A 17,493-nucleotide genomic window follows, 5' to 3' on the forward strand; every position below is an offset into this window, starting at 1 on the left:
GTGCCCTTGACGTAGGCCGCGTGGTGCTTGGAGTGGTGCAGCTCGTTGATCTCCCCGCTGATCGCGGGCTCCAGTGCGGAGTAGTCGTAGTCCAGATCGGGCAGGACGTAGGCGCCCATCGAGAGCCTCCCCATGTGGCAGTCGTTCATGAGAGTGCTGTGCAACTACAACCTACTTGCAACAAGCCGTGGTCACGAGTTGGGGTCGGGGGTTTGACCTGGCTAGTCCTGCCGGGCGAGCATCAACACCAGTAGGAACAGCACACGCCTTGGCGCAGGGGAAGCCGGTCGAAATCCGGCGCTGACCCGCAACGGTGGGCCGCGACACGCGGCGAGCCCGAGTACCTGCCGCAAGGTGCGACCACCGATCTCCGTCGAGGCTTGCGGAAGGTGTCCATGAAGAACTCGTTGCTCGCCGCTGTGTGCGCGCTCACGCTGTTGATCCCGGCCTGTGGGAGCCCGGTCGCGGCCCCCAGCGCCCCTGCCGCGCAGGAGATCGTCAACTGCGGCCGGGCGCAGAAGTTCGACCGCCCGCCCCAGCGGATCCTCAGCCTGAACCAGCACGCCACCGAGATCCTGGTCGCGCTCGGCGTGACCGACCGGATCGTCGGCACCGCCTTCCCGGACACCCCGGACGTGCCAGCCGAGATCGCCGCGGACTACGCCAAGGTCAAGAACATCGCGGAGAAGTACCCGAGCGCCGAGCAACTGCTGGGCACCGAACCGGACCTGGTGGTCGGCGGCTACGCCAGCGCCTTCGCCGAGAAGGACGGCCGAGGCCGGGAAGCCTTGGAGGCCAAGGGGATCCGCACCTTCCTGCTGTCGGAGAACTGCCCGGACGCGACCGCGGCGATCGGCACCTACACCGAGGACCTGACCGCGCTGGGCCGGGCGCTGGGCGTGCCCGACCGGGCCGCGAAGCTGGTGGAGCAGACCACCAAGGCGGTCGAGGAGGTCACCGCCAAGGTCGCCGCGGCGAACCGGCCGGCGGTGCCGGTGTTCTTCTACGACAGCGGTGAGCAGGCCCCGTTCACCGTGGGCGGCCGCGGCCTCGGCAACGACCTGGCCAGCCGCGCGGGCGGGCGCAACATCTTCGCCGACGTGGCCAAGGTCTTCGGCGACGCCAGCTGGGAGCAGGTCGCCGAGCGCGCGCCCGAGGTGATCGTGCTGGTGGACTACCTCGGCGACAACGGCGGCGTGGCGGCCAAACGCCGCTTCCTGGAAGCACATCCGCTGGCCTCGGGCACCCCGGCGATGCGGAACAAGCGGCTGGTCACGCTGACCCTGCCGGACCTGATCGAGGGCATCCGGCTGCCCGCCGCGCTGCGCACCCTGGCCGCCGGGGTGCACCCGGACCTGTTCCGGTGACCCGGATTCCTCTCGGCCTGACCCTGCTGCTCGCGATCCTGGCGCTGCTCGGCGCCGCCAGCCTGGCCCTGTCCTTCGGGTCAGTGGCGGTGCCGGTCGGCCAGGTGTGGCGGATCCTGCTGCACTGGGTCGCGCCGGGGCTGGTGGAGGCCGACTGGTCGCCGGTGCGGGCCTCGATCATCCGCGAGTCCCGGCTGCCCAGGGTGGTGCTGGCCGTGCTGGTCGGGGCCGCGCTGGCGCTGGCCGGGGCGGTGGCGCAGATCGTCACCCGCAACCCGCTGGCCGACCCGTACCTGCTGGGCGTCAACTTCGGCGCCGGGTTCCTGGTGGCGCTGGTGCTGGTGGTCGGGATCGGCGCGGGCGCGCTCGGCGCGGCCACCGTGCCGATCGCGGCCTTCCTCGGCGCGCTGCTGGCCCTGGTGCTGGTGCTCGCGGTGGCCGGCAGGCTCGGCTCGCCGACCGCGCTGGTGCTCGGCGGCCTCAGCGTCGGCCAGGTGTTCTTCGCCGGCATCCTGATGGTGATCTTCCTGTTCGCCAAGGGGGATCAGGCCAAGCAGGTCATGTTCTGGCTCAGCGGCGGACTTGGTGATGCCCGCTGGCCCACCATGGTGGTGCCGGCCGCGGTGCTCATGCTGGCGCTGGGTGTCGGCATGGTGGCCGGGCGGTGGCTGAACCTGCTGCACGCCGGAGACGACGGCGCCGCCGCCCTGGGCGTGGACCCGAAGCGGCTCCGGCTGGTGGCGTTGATCGCGGTGGCGCTGCTGGCCGGGACCTCGGTCGCGGTGGCCGGTGGCATCGCCTTCGTCGGCCTGATCGTGCCGCAGGCGGCCGCCTTCCTGGTCGGCGCGGACGCCAGGCGGCTGCTGCCGGTCTCGGCGCTGCTGGGCGCGTTGTTCCTGGTCGGCACCGACCTGCTGGCCCGGATCGTGATCTCTCCGCTGGAGATCCCGGTCGGCGCGGTCACCTCCGCGATCGGCGGTGTGGTGTTCCTGGTGCTGCTGTACCGGCGACGGGGGAGGGTGGCATGAGCGTGCGCACCGAGGACCTGCGGGTCGCCCTCGGCGGCCGGCTCGTGGTGGACGGGGTGAGCCTGGCACTGGCGCCCGGCGAGGTGCTGGGACTGGTGGGCCCCAACGGTTCCGGCAAGACCTCGCTGCTGCGCACGCTCTACCGCGCCCTGACCCCGGCCGAGGGTGCGGTGCTGGTGGACGAGCGGCCGGTCAGCGAGCTCGGGCGGCGCGAGCTGGCCAGGACGCTGGCCGCCACCACCCAGGAGCCCGAGCACGCGGCCGCGCTGACCGTGGCCGAGGTGGTCGGCCAGGGCCGCACCTGTCACCGCGGCTGGCTGGAGTCGCTGCGCGCGCAGGATCACGCCGCGGTGGCCGAGGCGATCGCGCTGGCCGACCTGGAAGCCTTGCGGGACCGGGATGTCCGCACCCTCTCCGGCGGTGAGCGGCAGCGGGTCTCCATCGCCCGCGCGCTGGCCCAGCAGCCGCGGATCCTGGTGCTGGACGAGCCGACCAACCACCTCGACCTGCGCCACCAGCTCGCCGTGCTGGAGCTGCTGCGGGCCCGCGCGGCCGAGGGCCTGTCCGTGCTGCTCACCCTGCACGACCTGCGGCTGGCGGTGGAGCACTGCGACCGGCTGGTGGTGCTGGACCACGGCCGGGTGGTCACCGCGGGGCCGCCGGTGGAGGTGCTCACCGCCGAGCTGCTGGCCGGGGTGTTCGGCGTGCGCGGTCAGCTGCGCGAGCTCGCCGACGGACGGTCCACTGTGGACATTGAAGGAACGGTGTGAGCCGCCTAGGCCAGTTCCTTGGCGAACTGGCGGATCAGGCGCAGCGAGTCCGCGGTGCTCAGCGCGTGTTCCACGGCCTGGTTGAACGCCGAGTCGAACTCGCGCAGCCGCACCGGGTGGTCGATCAGCGAGGTCGAGGTGACCGTCTCCTGCCACAGCAGCGTGGGCAGCCGCTGGCTCGGGAAGTCGAGCAGGTGGAACGCGCCGCCGCCGAGGGCGTGGAAGGCCGCCGCGGTGAACGGCACCAGCCGGATGTCCACAGTGGACGGTCGCTGCTCGACCATGGCCGCCAGGTGCCGCAGCTGCGCGGCCAGCACCGCGCGGCCGCCGACCTGCTGGTGCAGCACGGCCTCGGTGACCACCGCGGTGAGCCGCACCGGCTCCGGCCCGTCCAGCCGGTGCTGCCGGATCAGCCGGGCCTCCAGCACCCGCTCCACGTCGGCCATCCGGATGTTCGGCCCAGCGCCTCGGATCACCGCGCGGGCGTAGTCCTCGGTCTGCAGCAGGGCTGGCACCAGGCCGCCGTCGTAGGAGCGGATCGCGGCCGCGCCGTGCTCGTAGCCGAAGAAGCGCAGGGTGTCGTCGGTGAACAGGCCGGAGTAGCCCTGCCACCAGCTGCGCTGCTCGGCCGCGGCACGCAGCTCGATCAGCCCGGCGTAGGACTCCTCGCTGAGCCGGTAGGCCTTGGCCAGCGCCTTCAGCCGCACGTCGGTGATCTTCAGCTTCCCGCCCTCGACCCCGGAGACGTAGGGCTGGGTGAGCTTGGCGGCCTTGGCCGCGGCGACCGCGGTCAGACCGGTCAGCTCCCGGTGCTCGCGCAGCCGGAGGCCGAGCTCCCAGTTGGCGACGGTGGGTGAAGTGGGCACGAACACGACTCCAGATGACGGTGCTGATATCAGTCGAGAAGTCTCGCACACACCCGCCGGCCACGAAGGAGTGATGGCCGCCGCCTGCCCGGAGATCAGGGTTCGCTGCGACCCTGCCCCGCCGGACGCGCTGTCCTGCGCCCAGGTCGCGGCCGATCCGGAGGTGGCGCTGGGGCTGGTCGAGGCCGAGATGACCGCCACCGCGCACCGGGTGCACGCGGCGGCCGCGCGCACCGCGCTGTCGGTCTACGCGATCAAGATCGGCCAGGCCACCGTGCTGCCCTGGGCGCTGGGCCTGGGCTGGTGGCACCCCGACCGGGTGCGGCTGGGCGGCGACGGCGGCCACGGCTGGCACACCCTGCACCTGCCGGGCGACCCGGCTCCCGTGGCCTTGGACGAGCTGGTGGCGGAGGTCTTCGCGGGACACCTGTTCCGGGTGGCCGGGCACCTGCGGGTGGTTCGCGGCTGCGCGGCACCGGCGATGCGCGGGCAGATCGGCTTCGGGATCGGCACCGCCCTCGCCCGCGCGGCTCGGGGCGGTGCCGACTCAGCCCGGCTTTCCCTGGCGTACCAACGGTTGTGCTCAGTCGCGCGGTGGCTGGCCCCGACCGGTCGCCTGCTCACCGGCGCGAAGGGCCTGACCTACCTGCGCAACCACTGCTGCCTGTTCTGGACCGCCCCGGCGGAGGACGCCTGCCGGAGCTGCCCCAGGCGGACCGATGCGGACCGGCTCAGCTGAACTGCACCGGGATGAACACGTCGAAGCTGCGGTCACTGGCCTGCCAGTGGTCCCGGCGGGTGATGATCGCGCAGGTCTCCACGGTGCAGTCCAGGCCACCGGCGTGCTGCTTGAGGAAGACCTTCGCGGTGAACGAGCCGTCCGCCGCGATCGGATAGGTGTTGCCGCCCATCGGGGTGTTGGTCACCCACGCGGACGGGCCGACCCCGGTGCCGCCCTGCCCGTCGCCGCCCTGGCAGGGGCCGGGCTTGACGCCGTAGCTGAGGTCCGCCGGGACCTTGCACAGCGCCACGTAATAGCCCTTGTCGGTGTGGTAGCCGGTGCCCGTCACGGTGATCTCCTGGCCGTTGACCGCGATCGCGGTGGCCTCGGAGGCGGTGATGGTGCGGCCGTTGCGGCTGGCCGAGTCCGGAGCCGCCATGGCGGTGCCGGTCATGGCCAGCACACCGGCGAGCGCGCCGAAGGAGACGAGCGCGGCCTTCACCTTGTTCTTCATGCTGATTCCCTCTTCTTGGTTCGGTGGTGGAACAGCAGCAGGGCGGCGCCGGCCGTCAGGAGGGCCAGTCCGGTCAGCAACGGGAAGATCGGTTCCGCGCCGGTCTTGGCCAGCCTGGGGGTGGGCGGCTGGACCTGGGCCGGTGGCGGGGCGACGACCGGGGTGGTGGTGGCCGTCGTTGTGCTGGGAGTCGTGGAGGTCGGTGGGGGAGCGGTGGTGGTGCTGGTCGGCGTGGTCGTGGCCGGCCCGCCGGGCACGGTGAGCACCGCGGCCGCGGTCGGTGTGCTGCCGGTGGCGTTGCTGAACACGGCCCGGTAGTGCCTGCCGGACAACCGGGTCTGCGCGAGCACGGTCAGCGTGTCGCCGGTCTCGGCCAGGTCGGCCCAGCTGCGGCCGCCGTCGATGCTCTCCTGCCAGCGCACCGCGGTCGCGCCACGGGCGCTCGCCTGGAACCGCGCGGGCCTGCCCAGCTCGGCCTCGGTGTTGACCGGCTCGCTCAGCAGCACCGGCGCGGCGAACCGGGCGAAGACCTGGAGGTTGTTGCCGTCGGCCACGTACACCGCGCCGGTGGCCGGATTCACCCCGATCGCCCCGGGCGCGGCCACCTCCAGGGTGCCGATCGCCTTGCGCGCCACCGGGTCCAGCACCGCGACCTGGCCGAGCTCGGCCTGCCCGGTGTAGAGGAACCCGGTGGCCGGGTCGACCGCGGCCCGGCCGGCGCCCGCCCCGGCGGCGAAGGGCTCGCCGAGCACCTGGTTGGTCCTGGTGTCCACGGTGGTGACCGTGCCGTTGCCCTGGTTCACCGCGTACAACCGGTGCAGGACCGGGTCAACGGCCAGCCCGCGCGGGTTCGCGCCCACCGGGATGGTGGCGATCACCTTGTGCGCCTTGGTGTCCAGCACCGAGACGGTGTTGTCGTCCAGGTTGGACACATACGCGCGTTCGCCGTGCACCACCACCTGGTCCGGTCCGGAACCCACCGGGATCGAGGCGATCACCTTGCGCTGCACCGGATCCAGCACCGACACCACGGCCGCGCCGCCCTCGGCCACGAACACCTGTCCGGAGCCCTCGTCCACACCGATGCCGTTGGGACCCGCGCCGACCGGGATGGTCGCGGTGACCTGCCGGGTGGCCGCGTCGATCACCGACACCGAGGGCTTCTTGTCGATCACGCCCCGGTTGACCGCGAACACCGTGCCGGTGCGGGTGTTCGCGGCCAGCTGCGCGGGCAGGTTGCCCAGCTTGACCGGGGTGCCGACCACCTGGTGCCTGCCGTCCAGCGTGGCGGCGGTGCCGTTGCGGGTGCTGGTGAACCAGGTCTCGCCGCCGAGTGCGACGAAGGAGTTCACGCCCGGCACGGCGACCGTGGCCGCTTTCTCGTGCCGCACGGGCTCGGCCGCCCGCGCGGACGGCGCGGCCGCCAGCAGCGCGCCCGCGGTCAGCAGCAGCACGGGAAGTCGGTGGCGCATGACGCTCTCCCAGGTCATTCGTGGTCTCGGCGGGGCAGCACCAGTGGCGCCCCGGTTCGGGGATGGGCCAGCACCTCGACCTGGTGCCGGTAGACCCGGCTGAGCAGCTCGCCGGTGAGCACCTCGGCCGGTGGCCCGGCCGCGGCCAGCTCGCCGCCGGAGAGCAGCGCGACCCGGTCCGCGTAGGCCGCGGCCAGGCCGAGGTCGTGCAGCACCACGACCACCGCGTCCCCGGCCCCGGCCCGGCGTTTCGCGATGCGCAGCACCGCTTCCTGGTGCCGCAGGTCCAGTGCGGCGGTGGGCTCGTCGAGCAGCAGCAGCCCGGCCCGCTGGGCCAGCACCCTGGCCAGCGCCACCCTGGCCCGTTCGCCACCGGAGAGCGAGGGGAACCGGCGCTGGGCGAACTCGGTCACCTCGGTCTCCCGCATGGCCTCGGCGATGATCTCCTCGTCCAGCTCGGCCGCCGGCGTGCCGGCCCAGGGCGCGCGGCCCATCTCGACCACCTCGGCCACGGTGAACGGGAAGGACAGCAGCACCTGTTGCGGCAGCACGGCCCGCAGTTTCGCCAGCTCCTTCGGCCGGTAGCCGCCAACGGGTTTCCCGTGCACCAGCACCTGCCCCGCCGAGGGCGCGAGGTCCCCGGCCAGCGCGGCCAGCAGGGTGGACTTGCCCGCGCCGTTGGGACCGAGCAGCGCCAGCACCTCGCCGGTGCGCGCGGTCAGGTTCACCCCGTGCAGCACCGGCTGCCCGCCGAGGACCACGCCGAGGCCGACCGTCTCGGCGGTCACCCGGCTCATGCCCACCCGCCCTGACGGGCCCTGGTGCGGCGCAGCAGCCAGAAGAAGAACGGCCCGCCGACCAGCGCGGTCAGCGCCCCGATCGGCAGCTCCACCGGCGCCATCGCGGTGCGCGCCACCAGGTCCCCGGCCACCACGACCACCGCCCCGCCCAGCGCGCTGACCGGGATCAGGTACCGGTGCCCAGGCCCGATGACCATGCGCACGACATGCGGCACCACCAGTCCGACGAACCCGATCATGCCGGCCACGGCCACCGCCGCCGAGGTCAGCAGGGCCACCACGAACATCAAGGTGCCGCGCAGCCGCTCGATGTGCACGCCGAGGTGTCTGGCCGGTCGCTCGCCGAGCGCGAGCAGGTCCAGCTGCCTGGCGAACAGCGGCGCGAGCAGCAGCCCGGCGATCGCGCAGGGCAGCACGGCCAGCACCTTCGGCCAGGTGGTCTGGGCCAGGCTGCCCATCATCCAGAACACCACCGAGCGCAGCTGGGCGTCGTTGGAGTAGGTGAGCAGCAGGTTGATCACCGCGCCGGTGGCCGCGTTCACCGCGATCCCGGTCAGCACCAGGGTGACCACCTCGGTCCGCCCGCCGGAGCGGGACACCAGGTACACCACCGCCACCGTGACCAGCCCGCCGACGAAGGCCGCCGCGGGCAGTGTCCAGGTGCCCAGCGTGGTCACCCCGAGCACGGTCACCGCGCTGGCCGCCACCGCCGCGCCGCCGGAGACACCGACCACCGCGGGCTCGGCCAGCGGGTTGCCGAACACGCCCTGCATCACCGCGCCCGCGCAGGCCAGCGAGGCCCCGACCAGCACCCCGAGCAGCACCCTGGGGAACCGGATCTGCCACAGCACCGCGTCCAGGTAGCCGGTCGGCGGCGCGCCGGCCAGCCCGAGCCGGTGCGCCACCGAGGCGAGCACATCGGCCACCGGGCTCGGGAAGGCCCCGATGCCCGCGCCCAGCAGGCAGAGCAGGACGAGCGCGATCCCCAGGCCCAGCACCAGGGCCAGGCGACGTGTTCGCATCAGCGCAGGCCCTCCGCGAGCGCGGTGACCACCAGCGCGGTGCGCGGCCCGAAGTTGAGCAGCACGCCGTCCTCGATCGCGACTACCCGCCGGTTCGCCGCGGCCGGGGTCTGCGCGACCCCTGGCAGCTTGAGCAGCCCGTCCACGCCCTGCACCGAGTCCAGTCCCTTGCTCATCACCAGGAACACGTCTGGTTGCGCCTTCACCAGCGACTCCGCGGTCAGCGGGGTGAACGGGCCCAGCCCGAGCTCGGCGCCCACGTCACTGGCCCCGGCCGCCTCGATGATGGAGTCCGCGCCGGATCCCTTGCCGCCCAACAGGTAGACCGAGGCCGACCCGCGCAGGTACAGGAACGCCACCCGCGGTTTCGGTTGCCCCTGCGGCACTTTCGCCCTGGCCGCCTCGATCTCGGCCCTGGTCCGCCCGGCGAGCTCCTTGCCCGCGGCGGGCACACCGAGCGCGGCGGCCACCGCCTCGATCCGGGTGAAGGTCTCCGGCAGCCGCTTGGCATCCGGCAGCACCACCACCGGCACCCCGGAGTCGCGCAGCTGGCTGATCGCCTCCGGCGGCCCGATGCCCGGCTCGGTGAGGATCACGCTGGGGCGCAAGGACAACGTGCTCTCCGCGGACACGTCATGCCCGGAGGTCACCACCGGCAGGGCGCGCGCGGGCTCGAAGGTCGCGGCCACGTCCCGGCCGACCACGTTCGCGCCCAGCCCGAGGGTGAACACCACCTCGGAGATCGCCCCGGACAGCGGGATGATCCGGGACACGTCGGTGACGGTCACCTTGCGCCCGTCCACCGAGTCCACCGTCACCGGCAGCACCGGCACGGGCGTGGCCAGCGGCTTGATCCGCTGCGCGTTCACCTCGGCCGCCACCGCGGAACTGGGTGCGTTGGCCGCCGGGGCGGGCGCGGCGCACCCGGCCAGCGTGAGCAGCAGCGCGCCCGCGAGCCACCGCCGGCTCACGAGGCGGACCGCTTGCGCCGCGCGCGGAAGACCAGCAGCGCCGCGAGCAGCGCGACCACCACACCGCCGCCGAGCGCCACCGGCAGCAGCGCCACGGTCTGCTCCGCCGCGGGCACCTCGATCGCGGGCAGCTGTTGCTGGCCGAACTTCACCGGCACCACCACGTCCTGGGTGCGGTCCGCGGTGCGGGTGTGGTCGGTGCGGGTGACCAGCGCGCACTTCACCCCGCTGTCCCGGCAGTCGATCTTCGGCTCGGCCGAGAGCACCGGGCTGATCTTCAGCTCGGCGGTGAACGTGCCGCCCTCGCCGAAGGGCTTGGCCAGGTCCTTGCCGTAGGCGGGCGGGTTGTTGGAGATCCACTTCGAGGCCCCGCCGGCCCCGCTCATGTCCGCGCCCCCGCCGCACGGACCTGGCTGCTTGCCCGGCCCGTTGTCCACGCAGAAGGCCACGTAGATGCCCTTGTCCACCCGGTAGCCCTGGCCGGTGACGGTCACCGTCGCGCCGGCTTCGTCCAGCCCGCTGGTCTTGGCGACGGTGAGCTTCTGCCCGTAGTCGCCGGTGACCGTGGTGCCCTTCTCGTCCTGGGTGACCAGCCCCGCGCCCGGCACCCGGCTCACGGTCACCGCCGCTGGCGGCACGTAGCCGCTCGGCGTGGTCTGCTGAGTCATTCCGCCCCCACTAGCCAGGTGAGTCATTACCTATCTATTGTTAGCCTAACCTAACTAAGCTGGTTTGTTGATGGGGTGAACGGATGATGCGATCGGTCCGTCTGGCCGCCGCGGTGTTGCTGGGGCTCGTCTTCGCGCTACCGGGAACCGCTGTGGCCCAACAGGTTCCGGTCCTGTCCACGGACCGGGTCAGCGGCCTGGACCCGGCGGGGGAGCGCATCGTGGTGCGCGGGACCGGGTTCGCCGCGCAGAGCACGCTGGCCCTCGGTGCCTGGTCAGGTGCCACCGCGGACCCGGCCGGACCGGCCACCATCACCACCGGCGCTGACGGCGGTTTCGCGGCCGAACTGCTGGTCACCCCGGTCTTCGTGCCCGAGGGCAGCCCGATCGAGCTGCGGGTGAGCGTGGCCGGGGTGGCCCCGCTGCCGCTGAAGTTCGCCGTGCACCCGCCAGTGACCACCTCCAGCAGCCCGCCGCCCACCGCGACCTCCAGCGCCGCGCCGACCGTTGACCTCAGCACCGCGCCCACCGTGGACCCCAACCGCCGCGAGGCCGCGCCGCAAGCCCAAACCGCCGCGAGCCCGAAGCTTTCCGCGTCCAAGACCCAGGGCCTCAAGGCCGCGGGGGAGAAGGTCACCGTCAGCGGCTCCGGGTACAACGAGGCCAAGGGCATCTACGTGGCCGTCTGCGTGGACAACGGCCCCGGCAAGCAGCCGACGCCCTGCCTCGGCGGCGTCGACATGTCCGGCAAGAACGGCAACTCCGTCTGGATCTCCAGCAACCCGCCGCCCTACGGCAAGGACCTGGCCAAGCCCTACGGCCCCGGCGGCACCTTCTCCGTCGAGCTGACCGTGACCGCCAAGGACGAGTACACCGACTGCGCGGTGCTCAAGTGCGCCATCGTCAGCCGCGCCGACCACACCCTGGGCGCGGACCGCAGCCAGGACGTCGTCCTGCCGATCACCTTCGGCGGCAACGGAAATCCCGCTCCGGCCACGACCGCCACCACGTCACCCGGCGGCGGTGGCGGTGGCGGTGGCGACCAGCCGGGCGGCGGGACCGGCGGCGGCACGGGCGGGACCGGCGGCACCGGTGGTGGGCGGCCCGGGGGGCTGGCCAACACCGGTGCCGGACCGATCCTGCCGATCGCCCTCGGCGGCCTCGCCCTGCTCGCCGGGGGCGCGTTCGCGCTCTACGCGGGCCGTCGGAGGTCCATTGTGGACTGAGTAAATCGGTTGCCGGACGGGCACACCGCTGTCATCGTCGGTGGCGTGTCCGTTCTGCTGGCGCGGAAAGTCACCCTGTCCTTCGGTCCGCGGACCGTGCTCTCGGAGGTCGACCTCGATGTCTCGCCCGGTGACCGCATCGGCCTGAGCGCGCCCAACGGGGCAGGCAAGTCCACCCTGCTCCGCGTGCTCGCCGGCGAGCTCCCGCCGGAGGAAGGCTCGGTCATGCTGCGACCGGGCGCGGTGCTCGCGTACCTGACCCAGGAGACCGACCCGAAGCCAGGAGAGTCGCTGCGGGACCACCTGGCCCGGCGCACCGGCGTCGCGCACGCGGAGGCGGAGCTGGAGCGCACCGCGGCCGCGCTGGCCACTGACCCGGCGGCTGGCGATGCCTACGCCAAGGCGCTGGAGGACTGGACCGCGGTGGGCGCGGCCGACTTCGACGAGCGCGCCGCCGCGCTGTGCCAGCGCCTCGGCCTGCCCGCCGACCTGCTCACCGGCCGCGGCCCCGGCCAGCTCTCCGGCGGCCAGGCGGCCCGGCTGCGGCTGGCCTCGGTGCTGCTGGCCCGCGCGGACGTGCTGCTGCTCGACGAGCCCACCAACGACCTGGACGCGCACGGCCTCGACCTGCTCGAACACCACGTGGCCGGGAGCAGGGCGGGCATCGTGCTGGTCAGCCACGACCGCGAGTTCCTGGCCCGCACGGTCACCTCGGTGGCCACCATCGACGAGTTCAGCCACCGGCTCACCGTCTTCCGCGGCGGCTGGCAGGCCTACCTCGACGAGCAGGAGACCCAGGCCAGGCACGCCCGCGAGGCATACGAAACCTATGCCGGGAAACGAGATGCGCTGCTCCAGCGCTCCCGCCGGATGAAGGAGTGGTCCCGCAGCGGCGTGCGCAGGGTGGCCAAGTCCGACGAGCCGGACAAGAACATCAAGGCCGCCAAGAAGCAGGGCGCGGAGAACACCGCCGCCCGAGGGTCCACTGTGGACAGAGAGCTGGCCAGGCTGACCGAGGTGGAGGAACCCCGCGAGGCCTGGGAGCTGCGGCTCACCCTGCCCTCGGCCGGTCGCGGCAGCGAGATCGCCTTCACCCTGCGCGGCGCGGTGGTCGAACGCGGGGACGTCCGGCTCGGCCCGCTCGACCTCACCATCGGCGCCGGCGAGCGCTGGCGGATCACCGGTCCCAACGGCAGCGGCAAGTCCACCCTCCTCGGCGCGCTGCTCGGCCGGATCCCGTTGCTGGCCGGGGAAAGGTCGGTCGGCGCGAGCGTCGTGGTCGGCGAGGTGGACCAGCTCCGGCACACCTTCGACACCGAGGACAGCGCGCTGGACGTGGTGATGGCCGAGACGGGCCTGCCCGCCGAACCGACGCGCACCCTGCTGGCCAAGTTCCGCCTCGGCGCGGACGCCGTGCTGCGCCCGGCGCGCGAGCTCTCACCCGGCGAGCGCACCAGGGCCGGACTCGCCGTGCTGCAAGCCAGGGGCACCACCTGCCTGGTGCTGGACGAGCCCACCAACCACCTCGACCTGCCGGCCATCGAGCAGCTCGAACAGGCCCTCGCCGACTACCCCGGCACGCTGATCCTGATCACTCACGACCGCAGGCTGGCCGAGGCGGTCCGGGTCGACCATGTGCTGGACGTGACGGCCGAGAGCGGGCGCCCCCGACTGGCACCCGCCCCCGACCTCGATAAATAGCTCTTATCCGCCGACCGACCAGGTGTGCACCGGCTCGCCGGAGTGCATCAGCTCCAGGTACCGCCGCAACATCCCGGTCAGCGCCGCCTCCCGGTCCAGCCCTCTGCTCTCCAGCCGGGCCACCGTCTCCCGCTGCCAGGTCGACCCGGTCCGCCGCGCCACGCACCGCTGCTCGATCACCCCGAGGTAGCGCTCGCGCGCGGCGTCGGAGACCCCGCACAGCCGCAGGCCCTCGTGCGCCATCGGCAGCAGCCGCCGCAGCACCAGCTCATCCGGCGGGATCCAGCCGATGCCCGGCCAGTACAGCTGCGCGTTCATCCCGTGCCGGGCGCCGCTGTAGAGGTTCTCCTCGGCCGCCTGGAAGGACATCTGGGTCCACACCGGGCGGTCCTGCGCGGTCAGCGCCCGCTGCGCGCCGTAGAAGAAGGCCGCGTTGGCCAGCACGTCCAGCACGGTCGGGCCCGCGGGCAGCACCCGGTTCTCCACCCGCAGGTGCGGCACCCCGTCCACGATGTCGTAGACCGGCCGGTTCCACCGCCAGATGGTGCCGTTGTGCAGCCGCAGCTCGGACAGCTTCGGCGCCCGCCCGGCCGCCAGCGCCTCCAGCGGGTCCTCCGGCTCGGTCTCCGGCAGCAGCGCCGGGAAGTAGCGGACGTTCTCCTCGAACAGGTCGAAGATGGAGGTGATCCACCGTTCGCCGAACCACACCCGTGGCCGGACCCCCTGGTTCTTCAGCTCCTGGGGGCGGGTGTCGGTGGCCTGCTCGAACATCGGGATCCGGGTCTCGTGCCAGAGCGCCTTGCCCAGCAGGAACGGCGAGTTCGCGGCCAGCGCGACCTGCACCCCGGCCAGGCACTGCGCGGCGTTCCAGTGCGCGGCGAAGTCGTTCGGCTCCACCTGCAGGTGCAGCTGCACCGAGGTGCAGGAGGACTCCGGCAGGATCGAGTCGGTGTAGCTGCGGAGCCGTTCGGGGCCCTTGCCCGGCATCGGCGCGCCCTCCATGTCCAGCAGCATCTCCTCGCCGCGCGCGCCGAAGATCTGCGCGTTCAGCAGGGAGTAGCGCGGACTCGTGGACAGCCACCGCGGATCGAAGTGCTCCCGTCGCAACGTCGGCAGCATGCCGATCATGGCCAGCGCGGCGCCCGCGTCGTGCGCCTTGCCGTCGGCGGCGTCCAGCTGCTGGCGCAGCTCCTCTTCCAGCTCCAGCGCCTCGTCCCCGGCCAGCGGCCGCGGCGCGACGTTGATCTCGATGTTGTACTGACCTAGCTCGGTCTGGAAAGCAGGGTCGGAGATCTTCTCCAGGACCACCGTGTTGGCCATGGCAGGACGCAGCGTCTCGTCGACGAGGTTCAACTCGATCTCCAGGCCCATCTGCTGCCGGGGGAAGGAGAAGTGGTTCTCGGCGAGCATCCGGGCGAGCGCGTCCAGGCAGCGCTGGACCTTGTCCCGATATCGCTGACGATCCTCCCTGGTGAACGTCCGGTTGGTCACGTCCCTTCCCATGCCGCCTCCCAATCGGTCGGCTGGTTTGGCCGGGCACACCAGCGGCGTCGCGAAGGCCCACCGTGACACAGCGTTTCCCGGGCTCGCCAGCCGCCAAACCGGTGCTCTCTGTTACATCGTCTTAACCAACAGCGACAAAGCGCTGGTCAGCGCTTTCTTTACGGAGCAACGTTACTGGACAGTCTCTCTCAAACCGTGGGATGGCACACTGATCGGGTGGTGCAGGTGATCCAAATCGACGACCCGGCGGACGAGCGTCTCAACGACTTCCGCGACCTGTCTACCGCCGACCGGCGGCCGGACCGGCCCGGCGGCCGCGGCCTGGTGCTGGCCGAGGGCGTCGTGGTGGTCGAGCGCCTGCTCGCCTCGCCCTACCCGGTGCGCGCCCTGCTCGGCGTCCAGCGGCGCATCGAGGCCCTTGCCGACCAGCTCGAACCCGTCGCCGCGCCGGCGTACGTGACCAGCGCGGAGATCATGGCCGAGGTGGTCGGCTTCCACCTCAACCGCGGCGTGCTGGCCAGCGCGGACCGCGCGCCCATGCCCGCGCTGCCGGAGCTGGCCGCCACCGCGCGCAGCCTGGCCGTGCTGGAGGGCGTCGGCGACCACGAGAACCTGGGCTCGATCTTCCGCAACGCGGCCGCGCTCGGCGTGGACGGCGTGCTGCTCGGCCCCGGCTGCTCGGACCCGCTGTACCGGCGCAGCGTCCGGGTCTCCATGGGCCACGTGCTGCGCGTCCCGTTCACCACCATCGAACCCTGGCCCGAGGGCCTGAAAACCCTGCGCGACAACGGCTTCCGCATCGCCGCCATGACCCCGAGGCCGGACGCGCTGCCGCTGCGGGAAGCTGTCGCCGGAGTCGAGAAGGTCGCCCTGCTGCTCGGCTCCGAAGGCCCAGGCCTCACCGAGGAGGCGATCACCGCCGCCGACCTGCCGGTCCGCATCCCCATGGCGGCGGGCGTCGATTCCCTCAACGTGGCAACAGCGGCCGCTGTGGCCTTCTACGAGATCGCCCAGGCCCGCTAGGCTCCGGCGACGTGGAACTGCACGCCCGCGAGGCCCGCGCCGTCCTCCTCCGCCCGGACCAGCCGGAGGAGGTGGACCCCGGCACGCTGCCGCTGCCCGCGGGACTGCTGGCGGCCCTGCACGAGTGGGCCGAGGTGGCCGAGGCGGTGGAGCTGTCCGAAGGGGCGGGCGAGGCCGTCTACCAGCGCGGCAGGCATCTGGCCTGGCGGCTGGCCGGTGCGCTGGACACCCCGGTGCGGTACGTGGACCCGGTCTCCGGCGAGGCCGAGGAGATCCAGCCACCGCCGCCCGCGCCTGCCCGGCCCGCGCCGCCGGCGGAGCCGACGCCGTGGGCGACCGGGCTGACCGTGAGCGTGTTCGTGGCCGCGATCGTGGTGGTCTCGATGGTGGCGCTGTCCCAGGGACTGAGCCAGGCCAGCCCGCTGCTCGCCTTCGGCGCGAACATCGTGATCGCGGGCGGCCTGGCACCCTCGGTCTGGCTGGCCCGGCGCACCCCGGTGTGGCGCTGGGTGGCCTACGGCGTGGTCACCGGGATCGGCGTGGCGTGGCTGGCCCTGCTGCTCAGCTTGCTCGGGCCATAACCGGCGCTAGACCGGCCAAAGGGAAGAGCGCTCCTGCCGCCTCGCTGTCACCGAGGCCGGTGGACCCCTGCAGGTGGTCCGCGGTAGCCGCTCTCCCCTTGTTCACGCCACGTGCGCTCCTCTAACCCCGCTGGGAACGCACGCCGAGTAAGACGTCTTCCCAGGAAGGCACGATCGGGTGGTTCTTCCGACCGCGCTTACCCGCTGGCTCTGTCCGCCGTGCGGGGGCATGCGTGCCCAGGTCGGTCTCCGCCGCCTCTGTCTTCTCGACCTCTTCCGCCTGCACCGGCTCGGTCGGTTCGATCAGGGGCGCGTCGGCCTGCTGGGCCAGCTCCTCCGGAAGCGGCTCTGGCTGGTAGCGCTGACCGTGGCTCGCCGGGGCCTGCCGGGGTTCCACCACGGGCGGTGGCGGCGGCATGGACTCGTCGATCACGGGCAGGATCTTGGTGTCGCCGTCGAGCTCCAGCGCCTGCTGCGCGAGCGGGGTGATCGCGCGCACGGTGCGGAGCGGACGGCCGGGTGTCGGGTCGATCAAGTCGGCGGCGTGCTCGTCCAGCGGCGTGATGGTGCCGCCGTGCGCGCCCGGGTGGAAGATCCAGTGCGCCCGGTTGTCCGAGCGGCCGGCCCGCCAGCGCAGCTGGATGACCCACTTGCCGTCCTCGCCGCGCCAAGAGTCCCAGTGCGCCACCGAGAAGTCCTGGCCGCGCAGGCCGAAACCGTGCGCCACGACCTCACCGAGGGTGGAGACGTCCGGGCCGTCCTCGCGCACCGGGTGCGCGCGCTGGGCGAGGTCCGCGGTGCGGGACCGCTCCAGCAACACGGGGTAGGCGTAGCGCTCGACCCGCTGCACCGGCAGCCCGGAGGCGGCGGCCACCTGCTCCACCGACTCACCGCCGCGGATGCGGGCCTGGATCTCGCGCGGGCGCATCTGGCTTTCCAGCTCGATCTGCGCCTGGCCGAGACGGGTGATGTCGCCGCGGGCGGCGGCCTTGAGCCGCTCGTCGGCCGGGAGCGTGAAGCGTTCGCCGCGCTCGTCTTCGAGGACGAGCACCTGCGCGTCCTCGTCGAGCCCGACTACTCGCAGCGCTCGCATCGCGGCCTCCCGGAAACTTTCACCTCGCTAGCGGACACGGTATGTCGGCGAGCCTGCTTGACGGGGCAGGCGCGCCGACACCACGACTATCTGCACCCGATCTTGCCTGATCGGGGCACAGGCTCGCACCCGCAAATCACAACGGTGTCACTTAGCGGGAGGTGACA

At 72.7% G+C, this 17,493-nt stretch carries 17 protein-coding genes and 1 pseudogene; 8 read left to right on the plus strand and 10 right to left on the minus strand.

The annotated features are described in order from the left end of the window. Positions 1–119: pseudogene (locus ACWDY5_RS34705) on the minus strand (superoxide dismutase); the annotation flags it as partial. 276 nt (positions 120–395) lie between these two features. On the opposite strand from ACWDY5_RS34705, the gene ACWDY5_RS34710 reads away from it, so the two are divergent. From ACWDY5_RS34710 to ACWDY5_RS34720, 3 genes are read left to right on the plus strand one after another with little or no spacing between them, the layout of a single operon-like run. Further along, a complete protein-coding gene (locus ACWDY5_RS34710; RefSeq protein WP_449726366.1) occupies positions 396–1,367 on the plus strand; it encodes an ABC transporter substrate-binding protein in 972 nt (323 codons plus the stop codon). Then, on the plus strand, positions 1,364–2,395 hold the full coding sequence (locus ACWDY5_RS34715; protein ID WP_449726367.1) for a FecCD family ABC transporter permease: 1,032 nt from the start codon (positions 1,364–1,366) through the stop codon (positions 2,393–2,395). Before ACWDY5_RS34710 ends, ACWDY5_RS34715 begins: the two co-directional genes overlap by 4 nt. Beyond that, on the plus strand, positions 2,392–3,165 hold the full coding sequence (locus ACWDY5_RS34720) for an ABC transporter ATP-binding protein (protein ID WP_449726368.1): 774 nt from the start codon (positions 2,392–2,394) through the stop codon (positions 3,163–3,165). The genes ACWDY5_RS34715 and ACWDY5_RS34720 overlap by 4 nt, the downstream gene beginning before the upstream one ends. Before the next feature lie 5 nt (positions 3,166–3,170). Here ACWDY5_RS34720 and ACWDY5_RS34725 read toward each other — a convergent pair whose 3' ends face one another. Beyond that, entirely contained in the window at positions 3,171–4,031 is an 861-nt protein-coding gene (locus ACWDY5_RS34725; RefSeq protein WP_449726369.1) for a Scr1 family TA system antitoxin-like transcriptional regulator, read from the minus strand. Between the two features lie 73 nt (positions 4,032–4,104). Here ACWDY5_RS34725 and ACWDY5_RS34730 point away from each other — a divergent pair, with 73 nt between their 5' ends. Beyond that, entirely contained in the window at positions 4,105–4,770 is a 666-nt protein-coding gene (locus ACWDY5_RS34730; protein ID WP_449726370.1) for a hypothetical protein, read from the plus strand. Here ACWDY5_RS34730 and ACWDY5_RS34735 read toward each other — a convergent pair. The 6 genes from ACWDY5_RS34735 to ACWDY5_RS34760 are packed head-to-tail and all read right to left on the minus strand — an operon-like array spanning position 4,763 to position 10,199. Further along, on the minus strand, positions 4,763–5,266 hold the full coding sequence (locus ACWDY5_RS34735) for a hypothetical protein (protein ID WP_449726371.1): 504 nt from the start codon (positions 5,264–5,266) through the stop codon (positions 4,763–4,765). The genes ACWDY5_RS34730 and ACWDY5_RS34735 overlap by 8 nt on opposite strands. Next, positions 5,263–6,738 (minus strand): hypothetical protein, encoded by a 1,476-nt coding sequence (locus ACWDY5_RS34740; protein ID WP_449726372.1) that lies wholly within the window; start codon positions 6,736–6,738, stop codon positions 5,263–5,265. Before ACWDY5_RS34740 ends, ACWDY5_RS34735 begins: the two co-directional genes overlap by 4 nt. A gap of 14 nt (positions 6,739–6,752) precedes the next feature. Beyond that, the gene (locus tag ACWDY5_RS34745; RefSeq protein WP_449726373.1) at positions 6,753–7,535 is read right to left on the minus strand and encodes a heme ABC transporter ATP-binding protein; all 783 of its coding nucleotides are present in this window, start codon (positions 7,533–7,535) and stop codon (positions 6,753–6,755) included. Then, the gene (locus tag ACWDY5_RS34750) at positions 7,532–8,560 is read right to left on the minus strand and encodes a FecCD family ABC transporter permease (RefSeq protein WP_449726374.1); all 1,029 of its coding nucleotides are present in this window, start codon (positions 8,558–8,560) and stop codon (positions 7,532–7,534) included. The genes ACWDY5_RS34745 and ACWDY5_RS34750 overlap by 4 nt, the downstream gene beginning before the upstream one ends. Next, positions 8,560–9,531, minus strand: coding sequence for a heme/hemin ABC transporter substrate-binding protein (locus ACWDY5_RS34755; protein ID WP_449726375.1), 972 nt, complete (start codon positions 9,529–9,531; stop codon positions 8,560–8,562). The genes ACWDY5_RS34750 and ACWDY5_RS34755 overlap by 1 nt, the downstream gene beginning before the upstream one ends. Next, positions 9,528–10,199, minus strand: a complete 672-nt coding sequence (locus tag ACWDY5_RS34760; RefSeq protein ID WP_449726376.1) for a hypothetical protein — start codon at positions 10,197–10,199, stop codon at positions 9,528–9,530. The genes ACWDY5_RS34755 and ACWDY5_RS34760 overlap by 4 nt, the downstream gene beginning before the upstream one ends. Before the next feature lie 86 nt (positions 10,200–10,285). Between ACWDY5_RS34760 and ACWDY5_RS34765 the strand changes: the two genes are divergently transcribed. Next, positions 10,286–11,425: a hypothetical protein gene (locus tag ACWDY5_RS34765; protein WP_449726377.1), complete on the plus strand. Its 1,140-nt coding sequence runs from the start codon at positions 10,286–10,288 to the stop codon at positions 11,423–11,425. Between the two features lie 45 nt (positions 11,426–11,470). Further along, positions 11,471–13,126, plus strand: a complete 1,656-nt coding sequence (locus ACWDY5_RS34770; protein ID WP_449726378.1) for an ABC-F family ATP-binding cassette domain-containing protein — start codon at positions 11,471–11,473, stop codon at positions 13,124–13,126. A 3-nt stretch (positions 13,127–13,129) separates the two neighbouring features. On the opposite strand, the gene ACWDY5_RS34775 is transcribed toward ACWDY5_RS34770, so the two are convergent. Then, positions 13,130–14,629 (minus strand): glutamate-cysteine ligase family protein, encoded by a 1,500-nt coding sequence (locus ACWDY5_RS34775; RefSeq protein WP_449726379.1) that lies wholly within the window; start codon positions 14,627–14,629, stop codon positions 13,130–13,132. A 216-nt stretch (positions 14,630–14,845) separates the two neighbouring features. Here ACWDY5_RS34775 and ACWDY5_RS34780 point away from each other — a divergent pair, with 216 nt between their 5' ends. Both ACWDY5_RS34780 and ACWDY5_RS34785 read left to right on the plus strand, forming a co-directional pair. Further along, positions 14,846–15,652: a TrmH family RNA methyltransferase gene (locus tag ACWDY5_RS34780; RefSeq protein WP_449726380.1), complete on the plus strand. Its 807-nt coding sequence runs from the start codon at positions 14,846–14,848 to the stop codon at positions 15,650–15,652. A gap of 11 nt (positions 15,653–15,663) precedes the next feature. Next, positions 15,664–16,233: a DUF2537 domain-containing protein gene (locus ACWDY5_RS34785; protein ID WP_449726381.1), complete on the plus strand. Its 570-nt coding sequence runs from the start codon at positions 15,664–15,666 to the stop codon at positions 16,231–16,233. A gap of 121 nt (positions 16,234–16,354) precedes the next feature. Here the strand turns inward: ACWDY5_RS34785 and sepH are convergent, their stop codons facing one another. Then, positions 16,355–17,326 (minus strand): septation protein SepH, encoded by a 972-nt coding sequence (gene sepH / locus ACWDY5_RS34790; RefSeq protein WP_449726382.1) that lies wholly within the window; start codon positions 17,324–17,326, stop codon positions 16,355–16,357. Between the last annotated feature and the right edge of the window lie 167 nt (positions 17,327–17,493).

The sequence above is a fragment of the Crossiella sp. NPDC003009 genome (assembly GCF_053591555.1).